The following is a 25769-nucleotide window of genomic DNA, read 5'->3' on the forward strand; positions in this document are numbered from 1 at the left end:
CGGGGCTGCCCTATTACCGCCGCGATGACGCATAAAGGAACCGTCATGGCCCACATCCTTGTCATCGAAGACGATCCTGCCACGGCAGACCACATCGTGGCGTCGCTGCAGGCGCATGGCCATGTGACGACCCACGTCGCCGACGGTGACCTTGGGTTGGAGCGCGCAACGCGGGAGCCGTTCGATGCGGCGACGCTCGATCGCATGCTGCCGGGTCGTGATGGTTTGTCGGTCGTCGCCGCATTACGGGCGCGGCGCATCGCGCTTCCTGTCTTGATGATCAGCGCACTCGGTGACGTGGACGAGCGGATCGCGGGCTTGCGCGCGGGCGGCGACGATTATCTCGTCAAGCCGTTCGCGCCTGAGGAGATGGCGATGCGGATCGAGGTGCTGCTGCGTCGGCGCGAGGACCCGGCCAATGCCGCGACGTTGCAGGTCGGCGACCTCGTTGTTGATCTCATCCGGCGTGAGATTACCGTGGCGGGGCAGCCGGTGCGCCTGCTGCACATGGAGTTCCGCTTGCTCGAGTTCCTCGTGCGCCATGCGGGCGACACGCTAAGCCGCCGGATCATCTTCGAGCAGGTATGGGGGTATTATTTCGACCCAGGTGCCAATCTCATCAACGTGCATATCGCCAGGCTGCGCAAGAAGCTCGACCGGCCCGGTCGGCCGTCGGCGATCGTCACCGTGAAGGGCGAAGGTTATCGCTTCGATGCCGATTGAACGGCTGCATCTCGGGCAAATCCGCCGGACCAGCACCTTTCGGCTGACAGCCTTGCTCGGGCTGGTGTTTGCGGTGGGCGTTATCGCGCTGCTCGGGTTGATCTACGGGCTGTCGGCGCGCGAACTGACGTTACGCTCCGACCGCGTTCTGCGAATCGAAGCGAGCAGGCTGCGCGCGAGTTCGCCCGATGCGCTGCCCGAACGGATCGCCAGCGCGCTTGCCCATAGCACCAGCGGCCTCAACTATTTCGCGCTGCAATCGCGGAGCGGCCAACCGATCGCGGGCAATCTCAACATCGTTCGAAACTTCCGCTTCGATCATCCCGTCAACATCGCCGCGAAGCCCGGCGCGCATGGACCGCTGCGGGTGCTCGCGATCGAGGCCCCGACCGGGGAGACAATCCTGATCGCGCGCGACATCGCCCCCATCGTCGATCTGCGCCGCCGCATTCTCGAAATCCTCATTGGCAGCGGCATAGCGATCGTGGTCCTCGTGCTCGGTGCCGGCGTGCTGCTGAGCCTCGCGCCGCTACGCCGCGTGCGCGACCTGCAGGCGGCCAGCCGCGCGATCGCGGCAGGGCGCTTCGACTTGCGGATGCCGGTCAGCACGCGCGGCGACGAACTCGATCTGTTCGCAGGCACGGTCAACACGATGATCGAAGAGGTCGAGCGCGTGGTCGCGCAGGTCAAGGGCGTGACCGACGCCGTCGCGCACGATCTGCGCACGCCGCTGGCGCATGTCCGCGGACAGCTCGAACGCACTATCGCGCTGCCCGACGCGGATCCGCGTGCGGTCGCGCTCAGCCATGCCGCGATGGTCGATCTCGATCTCGTGCTCGAACGGTTCGGCGCTTTGCTGCGCATCTCGCAGCTTGAAGCGAGCGGCCGCCAGGCGGGCTTTACCACCGTCCCGCTCGCACCGTTGCTGGACAGCCTGTGCGAGCTCTACGAGCCGCTGGCCGAGGATGCTGGCGTGACGCTGCGGCTCGCGCCGATTCCCGACGCGACGATCCGCTGCGATCCGCAATTGTTGTTTGAGGCGATCAGCAACCTGCTCGACAATGCGATCAAGTTCAGTGCCGTGGGTGGCGAGGTGGTGCTTGGGGCAACGCTCGATCCCGGGGGGCTGAGCCTGACCGTCCGCGACACTGGGCGCGGTCTCGCTCCGCACGAGCGCGACGCGGCGCTCCGGCGCTTCTATCGCGGTGTCGATGCGGCGGGGATCCCCGGCAGCGGGCTGGGGCTCAGCATCGTCGCGGCGATCGCCCATCTTCACGGCTTTACACTTGAGCTCGGCGACGCCGCCCCTGGCCTGATCGTGCGGATCCAAGCGCCGGCCGCCTCCTGAGGTGAAATTCATTTAATTAGCGCTGCACCGCAACACGCATAAATGGAGCCCCGTCTTTCCTCCGGAAACATCGGGTCCACCGTGCTGCAGCTCGTCAAACTTGCCCTCAGCAAGCCCTACACCTTCGTCGTCCTGGCGATCCTGATCGTCCTGGGGGGATCGATCGCCTGGCTCGAAACCGCCACCGATATCTTCCCCGACATCAAGATTCCGGTGATCGCCGCTGTGTGGACCTATCGCGGCCTGCCGCCCAAGGACATGTCGGGCCGCGTCGTCTATTATTACGAGCGCTCGCTCTCGACCACGGTCAACGATATCGACCATATCGAGAGCCAGTCGCTCAACGGCGTCGGCATCGTGAAGATCTTCTTCCAGCCCGGCGTCGACATCCGCACTGCCTCGGCACAGGTGACGGCGGCCTCGCAGACGGTGCTGAAGCAGATGCCGCCGGGCATCACCCCCCCGCAGATCCTCAATTACAACGCCTCGACCGTCCCGATCCTCCAGCTCGCGCTGTCGTCGAAGGACTTGAGCGAGCAGAAGATCTACGATCTCGGCCAGAACTTCATCCGCCCCGCGCTCGCCTCGGTGCAGGGTGCCGCAATCCCCTCGCCTTATGGCGGCAAGGAACGCCAGATCCAGATCGATCTCGATCCGGCAGCGCTCCAGGCGCGGCACCTCTCGGCGGGCGACGTCGGTGCAGCACTTGCCGCGCAGAACCAGATCGTGCCCGCAGGCACCGCCAAGATCGGCCAGTTCGAATATAACGTTCGGCTCAACAATTCGCCCGAACTGGTCGATCAGCTCAACGACCTGCCGATCAAGACCGTCGACGGGACGACGGTGTTCATGCGCGACGTGGCGCATGTCCGCGATGGCTCGCCGCCGCAGCGCAACGTCGTGCGCGTCGATGGCGGCCGCGCGGTGCTGATGACGATCCTGAAATCGGGCGCGGCCTCGACGATCGCGATCGTCGATCAGGCGAAGGCGCTGCTCCCGGGGCTCAAGGCCACGCTGCCGCCCTCGCTCAAGGTCCAGCCGCTCTCGGACCAGTCGCTGTTCGTCAAGGCGGCGGTATCGGGCGTGATCAAGGAAGGGGCGATCGCGGCGGCGCTGACCAGCATGATGATCCTGCTGTTCCTCGGCTCGTGGCGCTCGACCGTAATCATCGCCGCCTCGATCCCGCTCGCCATTCTCGCCGCGGTCGCCGGGCTGGCGGTGGTCGGGCAGACGCTCAACATCATGACGCTCGGCGGGCTCGCGCTCGCGGTCGGCATCCTGGTCGACGATGCGACGGTGACGATCGAGAATATCAACTGGCACCTCGAACAGGGCAAGTCGGTGCGCGACGCGATCCTCGATGGCGCGCAGCAGATCGTCCAGCCGGCCTTCGTATCGCTGCTGTGCATCTGCATCGCGTTCCTGCCGATGTTCTTCCTGCCAGGCATCGCTGGCTTCCTGTTCGCGCCGATGGCGATGGCGGTGGTGTTCGCGATGATCGCGTCGTTCATCCTGTCGCGCACGCTGGTGCCGACGATGGGCAATTTCCTGCTGCGCGAACATGCGACCCAGCACACGGCCGAGATCATGGTGTCGCACGATGCCCGGACCGGTCGACCGGAGACGCGCAACGTCTTCATCCGCTTCCAGAGCGGGTTCGAGCATCGTTTCGAAGCAGTACGCGCTTATTATGTCGCGGTCCTTGCCTTCGCCTTGGCGCGGCGGCGTGTGTTCATTCCTGCCTTTATGGCAGTCGTCCTGCTGTCGTTCGCGCTCGTGCCCATGCTCGGCCGCAATTTCTTCCCGACGATCGACGCCGGGCAAATCAACCTCCACGTCCGCGCGCCGATCGGCACGCGGATCGAGGAGACGGCAGCGCTGTTCGACCATGTCGAGGACCGCATCCGCGCGACCATTCCCGCCGACGAGCTGGTGTCGATCGTCGACAATATCGGCATGCCCGTATCGGGCATCAACCGCGCTTATTCGAACACCGGCGGCGTCGGCTCACAGGACGGCGATATCCTGGTAACGCTCGCCGAAAACCACAAACCGACCGCCGACTATGTCCGGACGTTGCGCAAAGCCTTGCCCGATGCCTTCCCCGGCTCGGTCTTCTCGTTTCTGCCCGCCGACATCATCAGCCAGATCCTCAACTTCGGCGCGCCCGCCCCAATCGACGTGATGGTGACCGGTAGCGATGCCAAGCAGGGCGAAGCCTATGCCCATCTACTCGCCGAGCGGATGCGCCACATTCCCGGTATCGCCGACGTCCGCGTCCAGCAGACCGAGGCCGCGCCCGAACTCGGCTTCGACGTCGATCGCGCGCAGGCGGACCGCGTCGGAATCACCGAGAATGACGTGACGCGCAGCCTCGCCGTCAACCTCGCGGGCAGCTCGCAGATCGCGCCCGCCTTCTGGCTCAACCCCAAAAACGGCGTGTCCTACCCGATCGTCGTGCAGACGCCGCAATACCGCACCGGCTCGCTGTCGGACCTCCAGAACCTCCCCATCACCGGATCGGGCGCTGGTGCCTATCAGATCCTCGGCGGGCTCGGCACGCTCCACCGCGAGCCATCGCCTGCGGTCGTCACGCACTATGCGCTGCAGCAATCGTTCGACGTCTATGCAACGACCCAAGGGCGTGACCTCGGCGCGGTGGCGGGCGACATCCAGAAGGTGATCGACGGCACCAAGGCGGCGCTGCCCTCTGGGTCGGCAGTGACCTTGCGCGGCCAGGTGCGGACGATGAACGCAGCTTTCTCGGGGCTCATCTTCGGCCTGATCGGGGCAATCGCGCTGATCTACCTGCTGATCGTCGTGAATTTCCAAAGCTGGGTCGATCCCGCCGTCATCGTCTCGGCACTGCCCGCCGCGCTGGCCGGGATCGTCTGGATGCTGTTCGCGACCCATACGCCGCTGTCGGTGCCGGCGCTGACCGGCGCAATCATGTGCATGGGCGTCGCCACCGCCAATTCGGTGCTGGTCGTCAGCTTCGCGCGCGAGCGCTTGGCCGAGACCGGCGACGCGCTGCGCGCCGCCGCCGAGGCGGGGGCCACGCGCTTCCGCCCGGTACTGATGACCGCGCTCGCTATGATCATCGGCATGGCCCCGATGGCCCTCGGTCTCGGCGAAGGCGGCGAGCAGAATGCGCCGCTTGGCCGCGCCGTCATCGGCGGGCTCATCTGCGCGACGCTTGCCACCTTGGTCTTCGTGCCCGTCGTCTTCGCGATCGCGCATCGCCGCGAACGCCGCCCCTCCCCCACCCCTTCGACAATCGGACAGCTCGCTCATGGATGAAGCCCTCGCCGCCGCCCCGCCCAAGGGTCTCAAAACTGCCGGGATCGTCGCGCTCGTCGTCGCAGCAGGCGTGGTCGCCGCCGGTACGTTTGTTCGCTTTCACGACACCAGCGAAGCGCAGACCTGGTCCGACGCGCGATCGGTGCCGACGGTCCATCTCGTCGCCATCACATCCTCGACGGCGGGCGACACGCTCGCTTTGCCCGGCACGATGCAAGCGTGGAACATGGCCAAGCTCTATGCGCGCGTCGGCGGCTATGTCAGCGGCTGGTACAAGGATATCGGCGCGCCGGTTGCGGCGGGCATGCCGCTCGGCCGGATCGACACGCCCGAGCTCGACCAGCAGATCATCGCCGCGCGCGCCGCTTTGGTCAGCGCGCAGGCACATGCCGGTCTTGCGCGCAGCACAGCGGCGCGCTGGAACGACTTGCTCACCGACAATTCGGTGTCGAAGCAGGAAGTCGACGAAAAGAATGGCGATCTCGCCGTGCGCAACGCCGCGGTGCAATCGGCACGCGCCGATCTCGGGCGGCTGCTCGCGCTGAAAACCTTCGCGACGGTGCGCGCGCCCTTTGCCGGGACGGTGACGCTGCGCTCTGCCGATATCGGCGATCTGGTCGGGCCGGGGGCTTCGGTGCAGCAACCGATGTTCGTCGTCGCCGACACACGGCGAATCCGCATCTATGTCAGCGTGCCGCAAAGCTATTCGGCGACGATGACGCCGGGACTCACCGCCACGCTGAGCGTGCCCGATTATCCAGGCCGCAGCTTTACCGCACACGTCGTCGGCAATTCGGGCGCGATCGCGCCGCAAAGCGGCACCTTCCAGGTCCAGCTCGTCGCCGACAATCCCGAGGGTGCGCTGCGCCCCGGCGGCTTTGCGCAAGTCAGCTTCGATGTGCGCGGGCAAGCGAGCACGGTGCAGATCCCCTCGACCACGCTGCTGTTCCGCGCGCAGGGGACGCAAGTCGCGACGGTCGATGCCACGCACCACATCCGCCTCCAGCGCGTCACGCTCGGGCGCGATCTCGGCCAGACGGTCGAAGTGCTGTCGGGGCTCTCGCCGACGCAGAAGATCGTCGACAATCCACCCGATTCGCTGACCGACGGACAATTGGTGCGCGTGGAAGGAAGCGCGCGTGGCTGACCGATTGCGCGCGGCGATCGCGGCGATCACCTTGGCGAGCCTCGCTGGCTGCTCGTTCGCCCCACCCTACCATCCGGCGATCACGCCAACGCCGCCCGCTTTCAAGGAAGCCGGGACCTGGCAGCCCGCAGTCGCGCCCGGCGCGATCGTGCCCGACGCGTGGTGGAGCGTGTTCGCCGATCCACAGCTCGACGGTCTCGAACAGAAAGTCGCGAGCGACAATCCGACGCTCGCCGGCGCACTGGCGCGCTACGACACTGCTCGCGCCTATCTTGGCCAGGCCCGCGCCGGGCTGCTCCCGCAACTTGGTGCCGATGCCAGCGTCACGCGCAACCGCCAGTCCGACCATCGCCCGCTGCGCGGCAGCAACCAGCCCGATGTGTACGGTGCCAACACGATCGAGGCGGGCTTCGGCTATGAGGTCGACCTGTGGGGCCGCGTGCGCAATAGCGTTACCGCAGGCAAGGCCGAAATGCAGGCCTCGGGCGACGATCTCGCCGCAATCCGGCTCAGCCTGCAGGCCGAGCTTGCCTCCGACTATATGGCGCTGCGCGGGCTTGACCGGCAATCCGAGCTGCTTGCGCAGACCGTCGACGCCTTTGCCAAGGCCGACCATCTGATCGCGCGGCGCTTCCAGGCCGGGATTGTCAGCGGGATCGAGACCAGCCGTTCGGGCGCACAGCTCGCCGAGGCCCGCGCGCAGCTCGCCGACGTTGCCGCCGCCCGCGCGTTGACCGAACATGCGATCGCGAGCCTGGTCGGAACACCCGCCTCGGCCTTCACCATCGCCCCCGCGACGACGCCGTTCGCGATCCCCGTCGTGCCGCTCGGCCTGCCGGCAACCTTGGTCGAGCGACGTCCTGACATCGCCGCCGCCGAACGCCGCGTCGCTGCGGCCAATGCCGGAATCGGGATCGCCAAGGCCGCCTTCTTCCCAGCGATCCGGCTCGGCGGAAGCGCCGGTTTCCAGGATACTGGCCTGCCAGGTCTCCTGTCCGCGTCGAACACGATCTGGTCGATCGGCCCTGGCGCAGTGTTGAACCTGTTCGACGGGGGCCGCCGACGAGCCGAGCTTGCGGTCGCGCGGGCACGATGGGCGAGCGCCGGTGCCGAGTATCGCGCGACCGTGCTGAGTGCATTCCAGCAGGTCGAGGACAATCTCGCGCAGCTCCACCATCTCGGCGACGAGGCTGCGGCCGAGAATGAGGCGGTGCGCCAAGCGGCCGCGACCGAGCGCCTCTCGCTCAACCGCTACGACAAGGGCGCGGTCACCTATCTCGAGGTATTCACTGCGCAGACCACAGCATTGCGCACTCGTCGCGCCGCGCTCGACCTCGAGACCCGCCGACTACAGGCGAGCATCCGCCTGATCCGGGCACTGGGGGGCGGATGGTCTGCGCAACACGATGGGGTTGCCGCGCCGGGTTGACGCCCATCACGGCTGCGCTGATTCGACCGCGTGACGCGGTGACCAGCACCGTCGTCTTCGTGACCGCACGCTGCGAGGTTGCGATGTGAACATCGAAAATACCGTCCGCCACCTCGGCGTGGATGTCGCAGATTAAACCACTCCAGGCTTCCGAAGGCGTTGGATTGCAAGTTACTCTGCCGCATCGATGACGTCCGCGGCGGCATAATGTTGTTGTTAAGCTTCGACGGAAAGCAACGGCAGCAGGCGAGCAACGGACTCTCGCTCGATTACGCGGGATTCCAACAGCAACGACTGGATGGCATCGTCCCGACCCTTGATTCGAGCAACGAGCGTTTGCAAGGCGCGTCCGGCGAGGTGTTCGATCGGGATTTCGCAGGTTGATAGCTGGGGCTGTGTCAGGCTGGCGAGATCGATATCATCGAACCCCAGCACAGACAGATCGGCAGGCACCGACAGACCCAGGGTCTGTGCGAACCGAATGACGCCGATCGCGATAATGTCCGCCCCCGCGAAGATAGCCGTCGGGCGGTCCTCGATCAGTCGCGATTTGACCATCGGTTCGAGGTCGAGCGAAAAGCTGTTTTCCAAGTTGAAGACGATCTCCCCGCCCTTTTGAAAGGCCTCGACCACACCCGCGCAGCGGTCCCGCATGCTGGCGATATCGAGGGGGCCGGACACAATCCCGATCCGGCGATGGCCGCGTTCCAGAAGATACTGCCCGGCAAGACGCCCCGCCTCCAGATAGTCCACACTCACGGTGTCATATCCAGGGACCGAGCGATCGAGCACGACCGTCGGCGTATTGGACAGGATGCCGTCCGACGTGTCCTTGTCTCGTATCGAAAACCATATGAGGCCGTCGACGCGCAACCCGACCGCCATCGCCAGCGCTTCCGCCTCGATCTCTTCAGATCCTTCGGTGTTGGTCATATAGATTTGATACCCCGCCGCGCGGGCCTCGCGAAAAACCGCCTGGACCAGCGCCGCGAAGAACGGATTGCCAAGATCCGGAATGACCAGCGCCAACATGCCGGAGCGGCCCGACTTCATCGATTTCGCGCTCAGGTTGAGGCGAAAGCCGATGCGTTTTGCGACATCGAGGATATGCGCGCGGGTCTTCGGACCTACGGAGCCGGTTCCATTAATGGCATAAGACGCGCTGGTGAGCGAGACACCGGCTTCGCGCGCGAGATCCTTCAGCGTCGGTGGTCTTACCCGCTTCGCGTCCCCCATTGCGGTTATTATTCCCTCCAACCTGGCACAGCCTTGGGTACGTTTATCGAAATCGATCCACAAGTCGCCGAGGATCGCGCGCAAGCAGGTGAGCGGGCAGATCGATGAGGACGAAGCGGGTCACGACGCGATCGTCGAAATTGTTATCGGTGACCAGGACGAGCTTGCGGTTGTGCCTGGACGAAGTGGTACCTGGCCACCATGCCATCCCCTCGAGATTGCCCGACGCCTCCGGCGAAAGCGCGTCAAAGTCCACGAGCAGCCGTTTTGGCGAGGTCGGCTGTGCCGTATCGAGAAATGCCACGTCAGCAACGTCGGGCGCGCCACCGAAATCCGCGAGATAGAGGCGGCAATGAAAACGAAACGTTCCATCATCCTGCTGCTCGCCGGATCGCTCCAGAATGAGCAGGCGCTCAGCATCCAAGGCGAGAATTTCGCTCACGCCATTGTCGGACAGCCGATGCGCGACCGCGCGAACGACCGGGTCGACCCGATACGCGAATTGCTGAGGCGGTCGCCCCGCGCGAAGCCGCGTGAACCTGACGACCGCCGCATGATCAGCATCGGCTACCGGCCCGTCTCCGCGCAATGGGGCCTCCATCGCCACCCAAAGCGCGCCGTCAGGAGCAAAGCTCAAACCTTCGACGGTTCGGTTGGGACGCCCTCGGTTTTGCAGATTGCCAGGCAAGGTGACAAGAGCGCGGACGCGGCCATCGCGTCCGCTTGTCTTAACGCTGGCACCGAAGCCATCGGCGGCGTCGCCCTCGCTTGACCAAAGGAAGTCTTTGCCATCCGGCGTGAATCGGATGGCCTCCGGGTCGACCGCTTCGCTCCCATGGCCCGGCTGAGGGTAAGCGCGCGCAGCTTCACTCCGAAGGGTCACCGGCGTAATATGGTCGACTGCCAGTTGCCGATCCCCTGCGAGCCGCAGACGCAGGCGGTAAGCACGCGCCGGCGCATGTTCTGACTTGTCATCGCTGATCATCAGCCACGCGCGCTGCCTCTGGTCATAGTCCAGACCCGAAATGCCCCCGACATGCCCGTCGCCCGCACCTGACGGTACATCGGCGGTCGCAACAATCCGCGCGGCCGCTGCCGACCGAGCGTGACACATGTCAGCCCCGGTCGACATGAGATTCATCGCGAAAAGCGCCATCGCTGCTGAGCGCCCGCTCGGCACCCTTAGAACCTCACTCTGAAGGAGGCCGTCACAGTGCGCGGCGCACCGATGAAGTAGCGGCCAAGCGACCGTCCGGGCAAACCGGTTTCGGTCGCCGTCGCGGTCGCGCTGGTGACCGAGGCGATATAGCCGACGTCGAACACGTTATCGACGTTAAGTTGGATCGAGGCATTCTTCAGCGCGCCGATTTGCGGCAGGTCATAGCGGGCCATTGCGCCGACCAGCGTGTAACCCGGGATGCGGTCGATCGCGACTTCCTGAAAGGTGGTCGGCGCGATGATGTCGCCCCCCACCCGGCTGCTGATATATTTGACATTACCCTGCAGCCGCAGCCCCGCAACGGGCTTCAGCGTCAGTTCGCCATAGGCGCTGTTGCGCGGGATATCCCGGACATCGCTCCCCGCGATGATCCCGACCGAGGCAAGATTGAGCCGATCGCGCGAGCCGATGGCGGCGTCATCGTATTTGGCCTGCTGATAGGAATAGGTCGCATAGGCGTCGATCCAGGGGAAAGTCGCCAGCGCCGCGACCTCGACGCCGTTGCTGGTCTGCCCCAGAATGCTCGCGGCGCGCGTGGCCAGGTTTCCGCGCTGAATGTCGATCGGATCGGTGACGGTCGGATCGTTGGGCACGATTCCCACGCCGTTTTTCAGGTGGACATGAAACGCCTGTACGGACAGCGCCAGGTGCTTGGCGGTATAGCGCACGCCGCCGTCGATGTTGCTCGACTGCAAGGGCTTGAGGTCGCCGGGCTGGATGATGGCGGTCGAGCCGAGGAAAGCATCCTCCGGGATGCCCGAGAAATTGCGGGCGAAACCGCCGAAGATTTCGAGGTGGGCAAGCGGTGTGAGGCTGAACGCGACCTTTGGCTGAACTGGCGAATTCTGCGAAAAATCGAGCTTCGCCGAATATTCCAGCGGCGACTGCGCTTTATATCGGACATGGTACCACGTTACGCCGGCATCGAGGCGAAGCACGCCCGGTACAAGCTGGAAGGAATCCTGACCGTAAAATTCGAGCGTCGTGATCGACGTCGACCGATTGTAGAGCACATAGGATGGCAAACCGCCCTTCCACGCGAGCTGCGTGGTGGAGGGGATGATCGGATAGAAGTCGCGTTCCTCCGACGACGTGCCGCCATCGAACCAGCCGCCAATGCGGACGCTATTGCGCGGCACCAGGTCAGCGATCGTGAGCTCCGCCGTGCTGCCGTAGCGTTCGCGCTTGCGCGGCGTGACGCGCATGTCGGCCGGGCCACCGGCCACGTTCGGATTGGACGTCGTTGCCAGCGCCGGGCGCACAGCGCCGCCGCTCGCGGTATACCCCAGCACCGCATACGGGTCCGCGCCGGCAAGCTGACGATGACGGTTCTGATAGCTTAGCGAATAGCCGTCGAGCGTCTGGTAATAGGGGTTGATGGCAAGGGTCACGTGTTCGGCAAGGACGAACTTGCCGTTGAGATAGGCGAGGAAATCGCGGCGCGCCCCGCCGAAGGTGCCGCCATAGTTCAAATCCTGATTGGGAATGCCGGTCAGCGTATCGTTGAGGAAATCGCTCTTCGGATTCGCGTTGAACTGCGCCAGCGTCACGATGTTGAAGTCGTTGTCGAACTGGCTGTTATATGACACCCGAGCCTTCAGGAACGAACCGTTGTCGAACGTCTTGACCGCTTTGAACTCGCCATGGTCGCGATTGGAATGTCGCGCATTCGGCCCCGCCCACACAGCATTCCGCTGGTGCGAGAAGCTGCCATACATGGCGACACCGCCTGGAAGAGTGCCGGTGTCGATCCGCAGCGAGGCGCGATTATAGTCGAAACTGCCGACGCCCCCTTCCGCCGTCACGCCGAAGTCACGGGTCGGCTCCTCGGTACGAAAATCGATGAAACCGCCGAGCGCGAAGCGTGATGGCGCGCCGATGTCCCCCGCGCTCTGCGACACGACGATGCTGCCGATGTTGGTCGAATCGATGAAGCGTTGCGGCGGCGACCCGCCGTTGAACCGCGCATCGCCAGTCGGAATACCGTCCAGCGTCAGGCCGATCTGTTCCTTGTTAAGACCGCGCAAGAACAGTTCGAACGAGAACGAGCCGCCTCGGGCGTCGCCGGTCGAAACCTTGACGCCCGGCACTTTGGCCAGGCTTTGGGTGATGTCCGCGCCCAACGGACGGTCGGCGATGTCGGTACGGTCCAGCTCAAACGTCGCGCGCGCCTTGCCCGCGCCGAGCTTTTGCCCGGTCACGACGATGTCGCTCCCATCTGCTGCGGCGACCTCGGCTGGTGTGGTGCCCGGGGGCTCCGTGCGCTGCGCATGCGCCTCTTGCGCGCACAGGATGGCAACGAGCGCGCCGCTGGCCACCCGGGCCCCTACGGCTCCGGATATTTTCTTGAAAGCCATGTTTGTCCCCCTTTTTTCCGATTCGGTACCGCGCTGTCGCATCGCAGTATGACGCCTTTATGAAACGTTTCACTTTTTGCGCATCTTTTGTTCGACGTTAGGTCTCATGGGACAGTTTCAGGGTTCAGAGACCGGAGGATTTTGGTCTCGACGCTGGGATGATTTCACTGAGGTTGATGCGATCGAGGTGATGCGCTGCCGCGCTGCCGGTGCGCGATACGGCTGGTCTGACCGATTAGGCTGCGGGGAAAATTCGACACCAAACCATAGGAAGTCGCCCCGCGGGACTCCGCTTGAAGAACTGACCTAGCGGGATTTAAGCAAGTTGAGTTCCGCCAGACTGGTAGCAGTCGCGATGATCGCCTCTTCAGGGGGGCGAGGGTTCCAACCGAGCAGGTGCTGTGCCTTAGCAGCGGTCGCATCTTTTCTTTTTCCAAGCTCGGGCAACAAGCTCCTCACTTCGGGATCGAAGAGGGCGACCGCTCTCAATAGCCAATTGGGCAATTGGCGTGTCGATACGGCGTGGGCCGCGTGGCCAAGGTGGTCCCTCAAGATCTGTGCCATCTGGGCGACGCTCATGAAATGACCAGCAGTCGCGAGGAATCTCTCTCCGGCGGCGCGGGCTGATCCCCCTCGCGGTAAGAGGCGAAAATGGCTACCGGAACTACAGCTCAGACATCCTGGAAACACTCACCTTCATACACCAGGCGCAGGATCTTGGCTTTACCCTCGACGAGGTAGTGCGCCGCAAGCAGCGCATCACCGCACTTATCGAAAAGTATACGTAATCGGTTCAGCTCCCGCGATGCGCTTACAGATAGGTCTAATTCCGCGCAGCACGAGCTTTGGACGAACGCCATCGCGGTTCACGGTGGACCTTTGGGGCATTTCCGGTCATTCGCGAGCAGCACCGCCCTGCACGCGACGTCACGATACTGACCGCCAACTGGCACCGGACCTCCGATCATGATGCCGCACGCGCAAAGGCGTGGTGGAACAGTTCGAGGTCGCCCGGATCGATGTCCGACACCGCCCAGAATTCGAGTCCGCCGCTCGTCCAGCGCACCAGACTATAGCCCTCGCGCCGCGTCGCAATCCCGACCGGCGACGAGAAGGTGCCTGCGGGAATCACGAACAGATTGATGGTGTGCAACCGCCGACGATAGACGATCGCCGGGACGACCCGGCCATCGAGATAGTCCAGTCGCCCGCCGACCAGCGGGAAGCCCTGCGCTGCCAGTTCGGGCACCGGCGGTGCGAAATCGATCCGCCCGTTGAACCAGGGTTTCACGACATGACGGTTCGAGGTCGCGACATCGGTCAGGTGGTTCGCCAGCAAGGAGCGCACATGACTCGCGACCAGCTGGTCCTGGATCGTTCCCGTCGTAAGCTGCGGCACCGCGACCAACAGTGCCAGGCTTGCCGCCATCGCGCTGAATGCACCGCCGGCCAGCCACGGACCGGCTGAGCGGCTGCGGCGCGGCATGCTACCCAGCACACGCCCGGGACGCTCGGCGGCGATGTCGGCCTCGATCCGCGCGCGCAGCGACGCGGGGGCCTGGAGCTGCAATGCGGGGTCGCTGATTTGGGCGTGCACCGCTTCCAGTCGGGCGAAGGCCTCGGCACAGCCGACGCAACTCTTCAAATGCGCCTCGATCGCGACGCTGTTCACCGCATCCAGTTCACCGTCGAGCAGCGCGTGAAGCTGGAGCAGCCGATCCTCGCACCCGGTCATGCGCGTTCCTCCCGCTGCGCGTCCGGCTGGGGCAGCAGCAACGTCGCCAGCATGTCGCGCGCCCGCGCCAGGCGGGACATTACGGTCCCGATCGGAACCTCGGTCACTGTGGCAATCTCCCGGTACGACATCTGCTCCATTTCACGCAGCACGAGCGCCTCCCGGAACGGCTCCGGGATGGCGGCGATAACGGTACGGACATTCTCGACCTCCTCCTGACGGAGCACAGCAGCTTCAGGCGATTCCCCGTCATCGGGATAATTGTCGAGTGCCGCCGCTTGGCCCTCGGTCAAGCCGGCATGGTCCACCAGCACCCGGCTGCGGCCGAGTTCGGCGCTCGCCCGGTCGCGCCAGCAATTGCGGACGATCGCGAACAGCCATGCCTTGGCCGATCCGCCCTGATAGGTTCCGAACGCCCGAAAAGCGTTGAGAAAGGCTTCCTGGACGATGTCCTCGGCCGCCGTCGCGTCGGCGGCAAGGTAGCGCGCGAGGCTATAGGCCGCATCGAGATGCGGCAGCATGACCTCGCGAAAACGCCGGGCATCTTCGGGCGCGGCGGCACCCTCCGCCCGCGCCCGTCCGCCTGGGACGAGCCGGGGCCGAAAAATGCTGCCGCGCCCGCCCATCACGCCACGCCACCGCGCATCCGCGCGCCTCCCTCAAGCCGAGACAAGAACCTTGCCCGTCATATGCGGATGGAGCGAGCAGAAATAGCCATAGGCACCCGCCCTGGTGAAGGTGAAGCTGAACCTGTCACCCGTGTCGAGGACCTTGGACTTGAACAGGTTCGTGCCCGACACGACGGTGTGCGGGATGTCGTCGTCATTCACCCAGGTGACGGTCTGACCGACCTTCACCTTCAGCACCTGGGGCCCGAAGGTGAAGTTCGAGATATGAACCATCGGCGCGGCTGCGGCTGCCTGGGCCGCCACGGGGCGGCTGGCAACAGGCGTGGCGACGGCACCGGCGAGCGCGGCAAGCAGGACGATAGAATAACGGACCATAAGGATAATCTCCGGGATCAGGCAGAAAGCGTAGTGTCGACGAGCGCGATCGGATGCTCGCCGCGCTTGAACGTCGCCTCGGTAATGCCGAGCAGACCGCGCAGCTGCCCCGCCGGCACGACTTGCGGGCCGGGCGATGGCGCAGTCGCCGGCATCGGTTGCGGAAAGGCAGTCGAGCGCGCGGTATGGAAGATCATCGTGCCTTCCACCTTCTGGGCGATCTGGTGGATATGGCCGTTGAGGATCGTGACCGAGCCGAAGCGGCGCAAATGGGTCAGCGCCTGGGCGGCGTCATCGGTGCCCCAGCCCCATTCGGCATAGAGCATCCATAGCGGAATATGCGCGAAGATCACGATTGGGGTCGAGGACGCATGACCGGCCAGGTCTTTGGCCAGCCACGCAATCTGCTCGGCACCGAGCCGCCCTGCCCCGCCCGGCTTCAGGTCGGCAACATTGACCAGCCCGACAAAATGGACACCCTTATGGTCGAAGCTGAACCAGCCCGCCCCTTTGCTACCCTTACCATAGCGGGCGAGGAACGCCTTGCCATTGCCTTCGTCGAGCATGTCGTGCTCGCCAGGCACATGAAAGGTCTGGATGCCGGCTTCCTTCAGGATCTGGTCGGCATCGTCGAACTCCTGGTCGCGCGACAATTGGGTGATGTCACCGGTATGGATGATGAAGTCGGGCTTTTCCGGCATCGCGATCACCTTGGAGACGGCCTCGCGGTAGGTCGCGCGCGCATCGGGATTGGCGGGCTTGGCGAACCCGACATGGCTGTCGCTAAGCTGCAGGAAGGTGAAGCTCGGAACAACGTCGGCGCGCGTCCCCTTGCCGACGAGCATCGTGCTCGAGGCGACACCGCCGGACATCGCCCAGAGCGCGCCGGTCCCTGCCCATGCCATGCACCTGAGGGCATCACGGCGATCGGCCGGCGTGTCGAAGAGGTCCATGTGCAGCACTCCAATTGGGGGGTCGGAGAGCAAGACGGGAGATCGCCTTCGTTTATTCCCTGAAATCGACCAAAAAGTGCGATTCTGCCCACGACGCCTGCTTCCAGGGCAGCATCGACTGCAGCACATCGTCGCGACCACATGGTGAAAGATCGCAGCGAGCCCATGAAGCGTGATCCGCCCCAGCGGCAGCCAGGCCGCCTGCTCATGCACCTCGCGAAAGAGGTGCGTCAGGCCCTTGTCCCGTTGCAGGAGCGCCGGAAGTTCGCAGCCGAACCCGGTCGATCAGCGTCAGCGAAACGCGCACGTCGGGATGACGGGCGGTTCACCAACGGCAGGATGTGCCGCCGCCCGAAGGTGAAAGGTGACCCGCCACCGCCCGGCTCGCCGCAGTCGGCGATACCGTATGTGGTGCGCAGCCTTGGCGAAGCTCGCCAGTCGGCGACCGCGACGAAGGTGCGCAGCTCTTCCAGCCGCCCCGCGATTATCCCGATATCCGCATGAGTGAATTGTATAATGAACAGATTATCACAATCACTCAGGAATGACATCTTCAATGGGCAAGCGGCATCCAGCCGCCAGCCCGGAGAAGTTTCGATGTCCCGCCTCGCCATCCCCGCCCGTGAAGATGCCCCCGCCGCAGCGCAACCGCTGCTCGACGCCGTCGAGAGGCAACTCGGCGTCGTCCCCAACCTGTTCCGCCTCGTCGCCACCAGCCCCGCCACACTCGAAGGCTATCTTGGTCTCAACGCCGCACTGGGCCGCACGCTTGATGCCAAGACGCGCGAACGGATCGCCATCGCCGTCGCCCAGGCCAATGGTTGCGACTATTGCCTGTCGGCGCACACCTATCTCGGGCTGAACCTCGCCAAGATCGACGAAGCCGAGATCGCGCTCAACCGCGCCGGCCATTCGGGTGACGCGAAGGCCGATGCCGCGATCGTGTTCGCCCGTCAGGTCCTCGCCGCGCGCGGCAAGGTCAGCGAAGCCGACATCGCTGCTGTCCGCCTTGTCGGCTTTAGTGAAGCGCAAGTGATCGAGATCGTCGCGTCGGTCGCGCTCAATGTGCTGACCAACTATATCAACAACGTGGCTGAGACCGACATCGACTTCCCCGTCGTCCTCGCCGCGCAAGCCGCCTGATCCCCTTGCCGTCGGCGGGCTTCCCCAACGCCCCTGCCCGCCGACGGCATCCGGTGCTGCGCGACGCGCCCGCTGCCCGTGGAGATTCTCTATGACCGTCGAACTTCCCCGCGCGCCGCTGCCACCCTTCACCCGAGAGCCCGCTCTGCTCAAGGTTCGCGCGACGGAATATCGCCTGGTCACGAACCGCTGGACCTTCACCGGCAAATATGATGGCCTGATGCGCCGCCGCGAGACATCTGTGAACGACATGCCGATCGCAGCGAGCGACCGCCGCTTCCTGTGGATCGCCCCACCCCCACGGCCGGAGGGACATCCCCGCCTGGTCGGCGCGGGCTGATGGTCCGCCCAATACGCATTGTCGCCTTGTCGGGCAGCCTTCGCAGGCAGTCGGTCAACGCAGCGCTCCTCCGAGAGATCGCGGCACGCGCGCCCGTCGGCGTCGCCGTCGAAATCGTGTCGCTGGAAACACTGCCGCTGTTCAATCCCGATCTGGAGTCGGCCCCACCACAGGCAGTCACGGCGTTCCGGGGCCGGGTCGCGGCAGCCGATGCGCTGATCATCGCCAGCCCCGAATATGCCCATGGGGTCAGCGGCGTCATGAAAAATGCGCTCGACTGGCTGGTCTCGTGCGAGGCTTTCGCGGCTATGCCAGTCGCGGTGTTGAACGCCGCACCGCGCGCGCACCATGCCGATGCCGCACTGCGCGAAATCCTGTCGACCATGTCGGCGCAGGTCGTCGAGAAGGCGTCGGTCACGATCCCGCTGCCGAACGCAGCGCCATGCCGCCCGACCATCAAGGAAATGCTGACAGATGCCTTGGCGGCGCTCATCGCGGCCACACGTCGGACGAACTCTCCATGACAACGCAACCGAACAGGAATCCCGCCAACCGCTCCAGCCAACGATAGAACAGGACCATGACCATGATACGCGCACTCAAGCTGCTGACACCACTGCTGCTCATTGGTGCCGCGAACGCAAGCGACGTGCCCCGCTATAACGGTGCTGGCGAGCTTGTGGTCCCGGCCGACTATCGCGACTGGATCTTCCTGACATCGGGGTTGAACATGAACTATGGCGACGAGCCGATCGCCGGGCACGATACGTTCGACAATGTCTTTGTCGATCCGGCCTCCTGGCGTGTGTTCAAGGCGACCGGACGCTGGCCGCAGGGCACCATCTTCGTGAAGGAAGGCCGCCGTGGCGCGACCAAAGGCTCGATCAACCGCACGGGGCAGTTCCAGACCGAACAGCGCGCGTATCTTGAATTTCACATCCGCGACGCGAAGCGCTTTCCGAGCGGCTGGGGGTTCTTCGAAGCGGAGGGCGACAAGCCGGCGAAAGTGCTCCCCACCTGGGCGAGCTGCTACACCTGTCACCAGCAGCACGCGGCGGTTGAGACGACCTTCGTCCAATTCTACCCGACGGCCAAACCGATCGCGGTAAAAGCAGGCACGTTCGATGCCAGCAAATAGCCCTCCGCCAGTCTGACGGTCCCTGACGCCGCGCCAAGCCCGATCCCCCCGGACGGACCGCCGAGCTACCGTGACGCGGCCCTTTTCGGTTCCTGTAACCGATCAGCCGCAACGGACGAACTAGACGGCGAGACCCAAGGTAGGTCGGGCGAAGGACCGCAATGTGAACGATACTCCGGGGAGTGGCGGCGCAAGCCGGCCGCGCTGCTTCAACGTCGCGCGTCGTCTCGAGCAACCCGCTTCTCCATCTCTGCGGGTCGCGCTCGACGCCCGCTCGGCCACAGCCCTCGCGGCACTGCTTCCGCTCCTTGGATGCGGCGAAGAAGCGGCCGGTATGGCCTTTGACGGCCTTGCCACATGCCACGCCGGGGATGATCGCGCCGCGCCCGCGCTCCGTGCCATCGCCGAGGAGGAACGGCTGCATGACATGCTTATCCGACACCTGGAGCGCGGCCTGCCCGAGGCAAGGCAGGATGCGTTCCAGATCGAAGCCGCTCGTCGATTTCATATCGGACTGGTCCGCGGCGGCACCCCACTACATCTCGCCCGGATCGCGGCGCTCGACGCCGCCGTCTGTACGATGTTCGGCCGACTGCTGCGAACCGGCGGGCCGATCGCTGCCGACCCCCAGGTCGCTTCGGTCCTGCGGCGCATCCACCGCGACGAAGCGCGCCATGTGCGCGTGGCGCGCAGGCTCGCGCTCGAAACGGGATCGGCTCGGGCGCTACGAAACGCCGCCGCGGCGGCGCGCGACGGGCTGGCCGATATCCTGCTGCTCGCCCGCGACGCCTTTGCGGATATGCAAGTCGATCCCGTGTCGCTCGACCGCGACATCAGACGGCTGCCGGATGGGCTGCTCGTGGCATGACTGCGCCGACACCCCAGGATCGAACTTGGCTGTCGCGCGGAAGAGTCGCGGTGCTTGGCACAGGCCATGCCTTGCCCGACCCGGCGGTATCGACCGATCAGCTGCTCGGCCGGATCGCAGCGCGGTTTGACCTTCCGCGCCGCCGCGAGGCGCTGGCGGTAGCGCGGCGCATGGGCATCAACACTCGTCATGTCTGCCGCGATTTCACTGCCGCGACCGAGGCCGCCCGCCCCGGCCAGGCCAATCCCGACCTCGCGGCTGCTGCGATCGCCCGGGCGCTGTCGGAGGCAAACCTAGCGATCGATGATATCGGGTATCTGATCGGTCATACCGCGACCCCCGTCCAGCCGCTGCCGGGCAACATCGCCTTTGTCGCGGATCGGCTGAACTATCGCGGTCCGCATCTCGAATTGCGCCAGGCCTGTACGGGCTTTGCCAACGCCCTGATGATCGCATTCGGTCTGCTGGCGGCACCAGAGGCCCGGCCGGTGGCGATCGTCGGATCGGAGACCGGCTCGCTGTTCTTCGACCCCGGCCGGGTCGCGAAAGATTCGGGGCAATTGGTCAACATGGTGCAGATGGGCGACGGTGCCGGCGCGATCATCCTTGGGCCGGCGACGAGCACCGGCGACAGCGTCGCGGCCGCATGGTTCGGCGCGCTTGGGCTCGGCCGTGCGCCGGGCCTGCAGATGCGCAGCGCGGGCGGCCGCGAGTTCGATCATGATTTCGCCGCGATCCTTTCGTCGGGCGCGCTGCTGTTCGATGCTGGCCGGGACGCTGCGGCCGCGCACGGCGTCGCGCTCGACGCCGTCGACACGATCATTCCACATCAGGTGAGCGGCCGGATTGGCGCACACAGCGCCACGCATTTCGGACTGCCCGTCGAGCGCTTCTTCGTGAACGCCGACCGGCTGGGCAATACCGGTTCGGCGGCGATCTGGCTTGCGCTCGCCGAGCTTCGCGAGGCTCGCCCTGCCAGCGGCACGCGCGCGCTGATCCTTGGGGCCGAGGCGACCAAATATATGCATGGCGGCTTTGTCTATGAGCATGGCTGAACCGCTGATCCACGTCGCCGGCCTCGCAAAAAGCTACGGGTCACGCACGGTGGTGCGCGATGTGACGCTGCGCCTGATGCCGGGCGCGATCGTCGGTCTGGTCGGTGCCAATGGCGGCGGCAAGACGACGACGCTGCGGATGTTCGCCGGACTGCTCCGGCCGGACCTTGGCAGCGGCACCATCGTCGGCGACGACATCCGGCACCCTGGCACCGCGCGCCGCGCGCGGATCGGCTATATGCCGCAACGGCTTTCGCTCTACCCCGAGCTGTCCGTCGCCGAGAACCTGCGGTTTCGGGCCGATGTCCATGGGCTGCTCGATGCGAAAGGGCACGTCGAAACGGCGGCGGCGCGCTGGGGCCTCGCCCCTGTCCTCGCAACGCGGTTCGAGCGCCTTTCCGGCGGCTGGGGCCGGCGCGTGCAATTCGCCGCGACGATGCTTCACACGCCCCCCCTGTTGCTGCTCGACGAGCCGACTGCGGGTCTCGATGTCGTCACCCGTACCGATATCTGGCGCTGGCTGATCGAACTGGCCGGGCGCGGCCACGGCGTCGTCATCGCGACGCACGACCTGGCCGAGGCCGAGCGCTGCCCCATGATCCTGCACTACCGGGACGGCCAGGTGGAGGGCCCGATCGCGCCGTCGGAGTTGATCGAAAAAAGTGGAGCCACAACGCTTGAGGCAGCGGTCGCCGCGCTCGCACCGGGAGCCGATCAGTGATCGCGCTGCGACGGATCGCGGCGGTCGCCCGTGTCGAGGTGTTGCGGCTGATGCGCTCGCGTACGACCTTCACCTTGCTGGTCCTGGTGCCGGCGCTGCAGGTGCTGCTGTTCGGCTATGCGATCCGCCCGACCGCGACGAGCATCAGCGTCGCGGTCGCCGCGCCAACGCCCGCCAATGCCGCTGACGCGGCCCGCGCGCTGCACCGCCTGCCGGGGCTGACCGTCATCACCGGGTCGTCCAGTCCCGGCTCCGCCGAAGCGGCGGTACGCGCCGGTCGCGCGCTGATCGGCATCGAAGTGCCGGCGCTCCGCTCGTTCGCCAACCCCACCCAGATCCAGCGGCCGTTGCGCATTGTCGTCGACGGAACGAATGCCGCGCTGACCAATGCTGCGGTCGCGCGGATCGAGGGCGGCTATTGGCGCGGGCTGGCCGAGCGCGCCGAGGCCGCCGATAGCGGCCCCGGTATCGCCGTCGAGCGGCTCTACAACCCCGGCGGGCGCGCCGACTGGACCTTCCTGCCCGCGCTGATTGGCGTGACGGTGATGATCGCGATGGTCATGCTCGGCAGCCTGAGCCTCGCACGCGACCGCGAATCCGGCAGCTGGGAGGGGCTGCTCGGCCTGCCGATAGGCCCCGCCCAGACCTTTCTCGGCAAGCTCCTGCCCTATGCAGCAATCGGCACGGTACAGGGCCTGCTGGTCCTGGCAGCGGGTGTCATGTTGTTCGACCTGCCGACGCGCGGCAGCGTCGCGGCGCTGGTCGTGTTGCTGCCGCTGTTCGCAGCGGCGCACGTCGCGCTCGGCTATGCGATCTCGGTCAGGGCGAGAACCCAGCTCGCGGCATTACAGGGTGCCGTCGCCTTCTATTTGCCCGCAATGCTCCTGTCGGGCTTTCTCTATCCATTCGAGACCTTGCCGCCCTGGGCACGCTGGATCGGCAATGCCTTCCCGCTCACCCATTTCATTTGCGCCGCGCGCGCGGCGTTGCTGCGCGGAGCGGGAGCGGCCGAGGTGCTGGCGCAGGGCGGGCCCATGATCCTGTTCCTGCTCGCCGCGACCGTCACCGCACTGCTCGCGCAGGCACGCCAGCTCGACTGACCTGCGCTGTAACCGGGCCGCCAGTCAAACCGAATGGGAGGTGAAGACCCTGCTGGGTCGATCCGGGAGATTCACTATGTCGTTCCTTCGCACTGCCACCATTGCCCTCGCCGCACCCGTTGCACTCTTCGCTGCCATGCCGGTCCAGGCCGCCGAGTTCGCGGATTTCGACCGTGCGGCCTTTGAAGCGGCGCAGGCGCAGGGCCGCCCAATCCTGCTCGACGTCCATGCCTGGTGGTGCCCGGTGTGCGGATCGCAGGCGCGCACGATCAAGCGCCTCGCAACGCCCGAGGCCTATCCCAAACTGATCGTCTTCCGCATCAACTATGATACGCAGAAGGAGGTCTGGCGCAGCTTCGGGGTTACCAAACAGGCGACGCTGATCGCATTCCATGGCCGCCGCGAGACCGGCCGTATAGCCTTCATGACCGACAAGGCGAAGATCGCCGACCTCCTCGCCGCGACCGGTCGCTGACCCATGGCAAATGGCCTCAGCCCCCTGCTCGCCTTTGCGGCGGGCGCACTCACCATCCTGTCACCCTGCGTATTGCCGCTGGTGCCGATCGTCATCGGCAGCGCCGCCCAGCGCCATAAATGGGGTCCGTTCGCGCTCGCGCTGGGACTGGTCGCGTCGTTCACGCTGGTCGGCTTCGCGGTCGCAGTGCTTGGCGCTTCGTCCGGGTTCGACGGCGAAATCGTGCGCCGGGTGGGTGCCGTCATCCTGCTCCTGGTCGGTGCCCTGCTGCTTGTGCCGCAGGCACAAGACCTGCTCGCACGTTTCGCGTCGCCGCTCGCGGGCTGGGCCGGGCGTCGGCAGTCGGAACTGGAGCGCTTCGGGCTGGCTGGACAGGCCGGTATCGGCGTCCTGCTCGGGCTGGTGTGGAGCCCCTGCGTCGGGCCAACCCTGGGGGCCGCGACGGTGCTCGCCGCGCAAGGCCAGAATCTGGCGGAGGTCGCGCTGGTAATGGCCGCCTTCGGGTCCGGGATTGCGACAATGCTGTTGCTGATCGCGACCGCCACGCGCGGTTTCCTGTCGCGCTGGCGCGGTCGGTTGATGAGCACCGGACAAGGCGGCAAGCGCGTGCTCGGCGGCCTGCTCGTCCTGGTCGGCCTGCTGATTTTGACTGGTGGCGACCGGATGTTCGAAGGGCTGGTGGTCAGCATCTCTCCGGATTGGCTGACCGATCTGACGACCTCCGTCTAGCCACCGGTCCAGACCTCCCTCCTCCGAACGCTTCGGAGCATGCCGATCACCTATCGCGGCACGAAGGCGAGAACGCATTTCAGCAAGCGGGACTGCGCCATATCGAGCGGCGTCACCCGCCCAAGATCTGGACAGTCGGCCGCTACGATCACGACTTCGCCGCGTCCCTTTCGACGCCTTATCGCGGCGATCGCGAAGGCGCGACGCTGGCCGGGTCGGCCCGGTATGAGCCAACAGGATCGGAACCCGCAGCCAAGCTCTTTCAGCTCGATCGCGCGATTGTGGTCAGGCAATACCGGCAAGGGCCAGCACCGCTTCCATCCCGGGCGCGACGATCGCCGGGCCCGGCTCGATCGGTTCGCGCGGGACGCCGAGCCGGTCGACCCAGGCGGTCCGATAGCCGAACCAGGCGGCACCGGCAGCATCCCAGCCGCCAAAGGCAGCAAAGCCGATCCGCGACTTGGGCAGGCCGAACGCGTCAAGCGCCATGGCGTAGGCCGCCCTGGCGGGCTTGAACTGGCGGACTCGATCGGTGCTCAGCACCTGTTCGAACAGCGCAGATATGCCACCGCGCGCCATGTTGGCGCGCAGCGTCTCCTCGCTGAGGTTCGACAGAAACGCGAGCCGAACACCGGCAGCGCGCAGCTTCATTAGCGCCGGACGAACATCCGGCCAGAGATCGAGCTCGGCATAAGCGGCGACCAGTGCGCTGCGATCACGGTCGCTGAGCGTGAGGTGCAGCGCCTCCGCAGTATAGCGCAGGGACGCATCCGCGAGCGCATCGAACCCGGCATATTGCCCGGCGGAGGTGTAGAGCCAGGCATAACCGAACAGCTTGGCGTTCCATTGCTGTGCAAGCGCCTCGCCGCGATCGGGAAACAGCCGTTTCGCCAGCGCCCCCACCGGGCGCGGGTCGAAGATCGGGAAGCCATCGAAGGCGATCGCATCGACGAACGTCGTCGGTGCGGCCCGCGCGGCGGAGGGCAGAATCGCCGCGCCTAACGCCAGCGCGCCGATAGCGTCGCGGCGCGAGAGCGAAGGTGACGTCGGGCGGTCGGGCATGATTGGCTTTCTGCTGGTCACAGGGATTTGGTTTCGCCGCCGTCCATCCGCAGGCTCGATCCGGTCATCCAGCGGGCCGGGGGCGACAGCGCAAAGGCGATGAGCGCGGCAATGTCCTCGGGCTGGCCGAACCGCGATATGTTGGCTTCGCGGGCATAGACCTGCAGCGCGTCCTTGAACGCTAGGTTACGGCTTGCGGCAAAATGCTCGATCATCGCCAGGCGCCGACCGGTCATGACCGCTCCGGGCAGGATGGTGTTGACCTGCACATCCTCTGCGATGCCGCGGTCGGCAAAGGCCTTGGCCAGGCCGGAGATCGCCGCATTGATCGCGGAGACCCCGGCGAGCAGCGCTTTGGGTGCCTCGGCGGTGGCCCCCGACATGAAGATCAGCGAACCGCGCGAGGCCGCGAGATGCGGCCAGCCCGCGGTGGCAAGACGGCGCGCGCCATGGAATTTGAGCGCAAGCCCCTCCTCCCACTGCGCGTCGGTCATCGCCAGCAACTCGGCCTGCGGCACGGCACCGGCGATGTTGACGATCGCGTCGATTGTTGCCGATTGCGCGAGTGTGCCAGCGATCACGTTCGAGGCGGAATTCGGGTCCCGCAGGTCCTGCACTGTTGATTGCCGCTGAGAAGTGACCCGGGGAGGCCAGTAATTTCCACTGAGAAGTGACCCATGTTTGAAC

At 65.6% G+C, this 25769-nt stretch carries 25 protein-coding genes; 16 read left to right on the forward strand and 9 right to left on the reverse strand.

Going from position 1 to position 25769, the window contains the following annotated elements; translation table 11 throughout:
• Nucleotides 1-45 precede the first annotated feature (45 nt).
• The 5 genes from EJC47_RS17840 (at nt 46) to EJC47_RS17860 (ending at nt 7947) form a co-directional block, all read left to right on the forward strand.
• Nucleotides 46-723 carry a response regulator transcription factor gene (locus EJC47_RS17840; RefSeq protein WP_126849152.1) on the forward strand — a complete coding sequence of 226 codons (678 nt, stop codon included), beginning with the start codon at nt 46-48 and terminating at the stop codon, nt 721-723.
• Nucleotides 713-2071 carry a sensor histidine kinase gene (locus EJC47_RS17845; protein WP_126849153.1) on the forward strand — a complete coding sequence of 453 codons (1359 nt, stop codon included), beginning with the start codon at nt 713-715 and terminating at the stop codon, nt 2069-2071. The genes EJC47_RS17840 and EJC47_RS17845 overlap by 11 nt, the downstream gene beginning before the upstream one ends.
• Nucleotides 2072-2152: 81 nt before the next feature.
• Nucleotides 2153-5371, forward strand: a complete 3219-nt coding sequence (locus EJC47_RS17850; protein WP_126849154.1) for an efflux RND transporter permease subunit — start codon at nt 2153-2155, stop codon at nt 5369-5371.
• Entirely contained in the window at nt 5364-6518 is a 1155-nt protein-coding gene (locus tag EJC47_RS17855; RefSeq protein ID WP_126849155.1) for an efflux RND transporter periplasmic adaptor subunit, read from the forward strand. The genes EJC47_RS17850 and EJC47_RS17855 overlap by 8 nt, the downstream gene beginning before the upstream one ends.
• The gene (locus EJC47_RS17860; protein ID WP_126849156.1) at nt 6511-7947 is read left to right on the forward strand and encodes an efflux transporter outer membrane subunit; all 1437 of its coding nucleotides are present in this window, start codon (nt 6511-6513) and stop codon (nt 7945-7947) included. Before EJC47_RS17855 ends, EJC47_RS17860 begins: the two co-directional genes overlap by 8 nt.
• A gap of 216 nt (nt 7948-8163) precedes the next feature.
• On the opposite strand, the gene EJC47_RS17865 is transcribed toward EJC47_RS17860, so the two are convergent.
• From EJC47_RS17865 to EJC47_RS17875, 3 genes are read right to left on the reverse strand one after another with little or no spacing between them, the layout of a single operon-like run.
• Complete coding sequence (locus EJC47_RS17865) at nt 8164-9267, reverse strand: LacI family DNA-binding transcriptional regulator (protein ID WP_126849157.1); 1104 nt, start codon at nt 9265-9267, stop codon at nt 8164-8166.
• Nucleotides 9227-10324 (reverse strand): esterase-like activity of phytase family protein, encoded by a 1098-nt coding sequence (locus tag EJC47_RS17870; RefSeq protein ID WP_185867716.1) that lies wholly within the window; start codon nt 10322-10324, stop codon nt 9227-9229. Before EJC47_RS17870 ends, EJC47_RS17865 begins: the two co-directional genes overlap by 41 nt.
• 41 nt (nt 10325-10365) lie before the next feature.
• Nucleotides 10366-12759: a TonB-dependent receptor gene (locus EJC47_RS17875; protein WP_260591651.1), complete on the reverse strand. Its 2394-nt coding sequence runs from the start codon at nt 12757-12759 to the stop codon at nt 10366-10368.
• A gap of 623 nt (nt 12760-13382) precedes the next feature.
• On the opposite strand from EJC47_RS17875, the gene EJC47_RS21585 reads away from it, so the two are divergent.
• Nucleotides 13383-13547 (forward strand): MerR family transcriptional regulator, encoded by a 165-nt coding sequence (locus tag EJC47_RS21585; RefSeq protein WP_409574493.1) that lies wholly within the window; start codon nt 13383-13385, stop codon nt 13545-13547.
• A gap of 176 nt (nt 13548-13723) precedes the next feature.
• Here the strand turns inward: EJC47_RS21585 and EJC47_RS17890 are convergent, their stop codons facing one another.
• The 4 genes from EJC47_RS17890 to EJC47_RS17905 are packed head-to-tail and all read right to left on the reverse strand — an operon-like array spanning nt 13724 to nt 16451.
• A complete protein-coding gene (locus EJC47_RS17890; RefSeq protein ID WP_033963379.1) occupies nt 13724-14494 on the reverse strand; it encodes an anti-sigma factor family protein in 771 nt (256 codons plus the stop codon).
• Nucleotides 14491-15120: a sigma-70 family RNA polymerase sigma factor gene (locus EJC47_RS17895; RefSeq protein ID WP_212742081.1), complete on the reverse strand. Its 630-nt coding sequence runs from the start codon at nt 15118-15120 to the stop codon at nt 14491-14493. The genes EJC47_RS17890 and EJC47_RS17895 overlap by 4 nt, the downstream gene beginning before the upstream one ends.
• 33 nt (nt 15121-15153) lie before the next feature.
• Nucleotides 15154-15498 carry a cupredoxin domain-containing protein gene (locus EJC47_RS17900; RefSeq protein ID WP_033963377.1) on the reverse strand — a complete coding sequence of 115 codons (345 nt, stop codon included), beginning with the start codon at nt 15496-15498 and terminating at the stop codon, nt 15154-15156.
• 17 nt (nt 15499-15515) lie between these two features.
• A complete protein-coding gene (locus EJC47_RS17905) occupies nt 15516-16451 on the reverse strand; it encodes a metallophosphoesterase family protein (RefSeq protein WP_033963376.1) in 936 nt (311 codons plus the stop codon).
• A gap of 597 nt (nt 16452-17048) precedes the next feature.
• Between EJC47_RS17905 and EJC47_RS17910 the strand changes: the two genes are divergently transcribed.
• The 10 genes from EJC47_RS17910 to EJC47_RS17955 all read left to right on the forward strand — a co-directional run bounded on the left by EJC47_RS17910 (nt 17049) and on the right by EJC47_RS17955 (nt 24020).
• Nucleotides 17049-17594 carry a carboxymuconolactone decarboxylase family protein gene (locus EJC47_RS17910; RefSeq protein ID WP_126849159.1) on the forward strand — a complete coding sequence of 182 codons (546 nt, stop codon included), beginning with the start codon at nt 17049-17051 and terminating at the stop codon, nt 17592-17594.
• A gap of 91 nt (nt 17595-17685) precedes the next feature.
• A complete protein-coding gene (locus EJC47_RS17915; protein WP_126849160.1) occupies nt 17686-17934 on the forward strand; it encodes a DUF1348 family protein in 249 nt (82 codons plus the stop codon).
• Nucleotides 17934-18458 (forward strand): NADPH-dependent FMN reductase, encoded by a 525-nt coding sequence (locus tag EJC47_RS17920; protein ID WP_185867717.1) that lies wholly within the window; start codon nt 17934-17936, stop codon nt 18456-18458. The genes EJC47_RS17915 and EJC47_RS17920 overlap by 1 nt, the downstream gene beginning before the upstream one ends.
• A gap of 56 nt (nt 18459-18514) precedes the next feature.
• Nucleotides 18515-19072 carry a cytochrome P460 family protein gene (locus EJC47_RS17925; RefSeq protein ID WP_260591652.1) on the forward strand — a complete coding sequence of 186 codons (558 nt, stop codon included), beginning with the start codon at nt 18515-18517 and terminating at the stop codon, nt 19070-19072.
• 334 nt (nt 19073-19406) lie between these two features.
• Complete coding sequence (locus tag EJC47_RS17930) at nt 19407-19940, forward strand: 3-oxoacyl-ACP synthase (RefSeq protein WP_126849161.1); 534 nt, start codon at nt 19407-19409, stop codon at nt 19938-19940.
• 50 nt (nt 19941-19990) lie between these two features.
• Nucleotides 19991-20995: a 3-oxoacyl-ACP synthase III family protein gene (locus tag EJC47_RS17935; protein ID WP_260591653.1), complete on the forward strand. Its 1005-nt coding sequence runs from the start codon at nt 19991-19993 to the stop codon at nt 20993-20995.
• Entirely contained in the window at nt 20982-21716 is a 735-nt protein-coding gene (locus EJC47_RS17940) for an ABC transporter ATP-binding protein (protein WP_126849163.1), read from the forward strand. The genes EJC47_RS17935 and EJC47_RS17940 overlap by 14 nt, the downstream gene beginning before the upstream one ends.
• Nucleotides 21713-22816 (forward strand): ABC transporter permease, encoded by a 1104-nt coding sequence (locus EJC47_RS17945; protein ID WP_260591654.1) that lies wholly within the window; start codon nt 21713-21715, stop codon nt 22814-22816. The genes EJC47_RS17940 and EJC47_RS17945 overlap by 4 nt, the downstream gene beginning before the upstream one ends.
• A 76-nt stretch (nt 22817-22892) precedes the next feature.
• Nucleotides 22893-23291 carry a thioredoxin family protein gene (locus EJC47_RS17950; RefSeq protein ID WP_126849164.1) on the forward strand — a complete coding sequence of 133 codons (399 nt, stop codon included), beginning with the start codon at nt 22893-22895 and terminating at the stop codon, nt 23289-23291.
• Nucleotides 23292-23294: 3 nt separating this feature from the next.
• Nucleotides 23295-24020 carry a cytochrome c biogenesis CcdA family protein gene (locus EJC47_RS17955; RefSeq protein ID WP_126849165.1) on the forward strand — a complete coding sequence of 242 codons (726 nt, stop codon included), beginning with the start codon at nt 23295-23297 and terminating at the stop codon, nt 24018-24020.
• 285 nt (nt 24021-24305) lie between these two features.
• Here the strand turns inward: EJC47_RS17955 and EJC47_RS17960 are convergent, their stop codons facing one another.
• Nucleotides 24306-25082, reverse strand: coding sequence for a haloacid dehalogenase type II (locus tag EJC47_RS17960; RefSeq protein ID WP_126849166.1), 777 nt, complete (start codon nt 25080-25082; stop codon nt 24306-24308).
• Between the two features lie 17 nt (nt 25083-25099).
• The coding region (locus EJC47_RS17965; RefSeq protein WP_126849167.1) for an SDR family oxidoreductase at nt 25100-25769 on the reverse strand (670 nt) is incomplete at its 5' end.

The sequence above is a fragment of the Sphingomonas sp. TF3 genome, from assembly GCF_003985085.1.
GTDB lineage: Bacteria > Pseudomonadota > Alphaproteobacteria > Sphingomonadales > Sphingomonadaceae > Sphingomonas.

What these genes read in the sequence shown, in the direction of transcription:
- EJC47_RS17840 (WP_126849152.1), top strand. Translation starts at nt 46, where the DNA reads ATGGCCCACATCCTTGTCATCGAAGACGATCCTGCCACGGCAGACCAC.
- EJC47_RS17845 (WP_126849153.1), top strand. Translation starts at nt 713, where the DNA reads ATGCCGATTGAACGGCTGCATCTCGGGCAAATCCGCCGGACCAGCACC.
- EJC47_RS17855 (WP_126849155.1), top strand. Translation starts at nt 5,364, where the DNA reads ATGGATGAAGCCCTCGCCGCCGCCCCGCCCAAGGGTCTCAAAACTGCC.
- EJC47_RS17870 (WP_185867716.1), bottom strand. Translation starts at nt 10,324, where the DNA reads ATGAATCTCATGTCGACCGGGGCTGACATGTGTCACGCTCGGTCGGCA.
- EJC47_RS17875 (WP_260591651.1), bottom strand. Translation starts at nt 12,759, where the DNA reads ATGGCTTTCAAGAAAATATCCGGAGCCGTAGGGGCCCGGGTGGCCAGC.
- EJC47_RS17890 (WP_033963379.1), bottom strand. Translation starts at nt 14,494, where the DNA reads ATGACCGGGTGCGAGGATCGGCTGCTCCAGCTTCACGCGCTGCTCGAC.
- EJC47_RS17895 (WP_212742081.1), bottom strand. Translation starts at nt 15,120, where the DNA reads ATGGGCGGGCGCGGCAGCATTTTTCGGCCCCGGCTCGTCCCAGGCGGA.
- EJC47_RS17900 (WP_033963377.1), bottom strand. Translation starts at nt 15,498, where the DNA reads ATGGTCCGTTATTCTATCGTCCTGCTTGCCGCGCTCGCCGGTGCCGTC.
- EJC47_RS17905 (WP_033963376.1), bottom strand. Translation starts at nt 16,451, where the DNA reads ATGGACCTCTTCGACACGCCGGCCGATCGCCGTGATGCCCTCAGGTGC.
- EJC47_RS17910 (WP_126849159.1), top strand. Translation starts at nt 17,049, where the DNA reads ATGTCCCGCCTCGCCATCCCCGCCCGTGAAGATGCCCCCGCCGCAGCG.
- EJC47_RS17915 (WP_126849160.1), top strand. Translation starts at nt 17,686, where the DNA reads ATGACCGTCGAACTTCCCCGCGCGCCGCTGCCACCCTTCACCCGAGAG.
- EJC47_RS17920 (WP_185867717.1), top strand. Translation starts at nt 17,934, where the DNA reads ATGGTCCGCCCAATACGCATTGTCGCCTTGTCGGGCAGCCTTCGCAGG.
- EJC47_RS17925 (WP_260591652.1), top strand. Translation starts at nt 18,515, where the DNA reads ATGACCATGATACGCGCACTCAAGCTGCTGACACCACTGCTGCTCATT.
- EJC47_RS17930 (WP_126849161.1), top strand. Translation starts at nt 19,407, where the DNA reads ATGGCCTTTGACGGCCTTGCCACATGCCACGCCGGGGATGATCGCGCC.
- EJC47_RS17940 (WP_126849163.1), top strand. Translation starts at nt 20,982, where the DNA reads ATGAGCATGGCTGAACCGCTGATCCACGTCGCCGGCCTCGCAAAAAGC.
- EJC47_RS17950 (WP_126849164.1), top strand. Translation starts at nt 22,893, where the DNA reads ATGTCGTTCCTTCGCACTGCCACCATTGCCCTCGCCGCACCCGTTGCA.
- EJC47_RS17955 (WP_126849165.1), top strand. Translation starts at nt 23,295, where the DNA reads ATGGCAAATGGCCTCAGCCCCCTGCTCGCCTTTGCGGCGGGCGCACTC.
- EJC47_RS17960 (WP_126849166.1), bottom strand. Translation starts at nt 25,082, where the DNA reads ATGCCCGACCGCCCGACGTCACCTTCGCTCTCGCGCCGCGACGCTATC.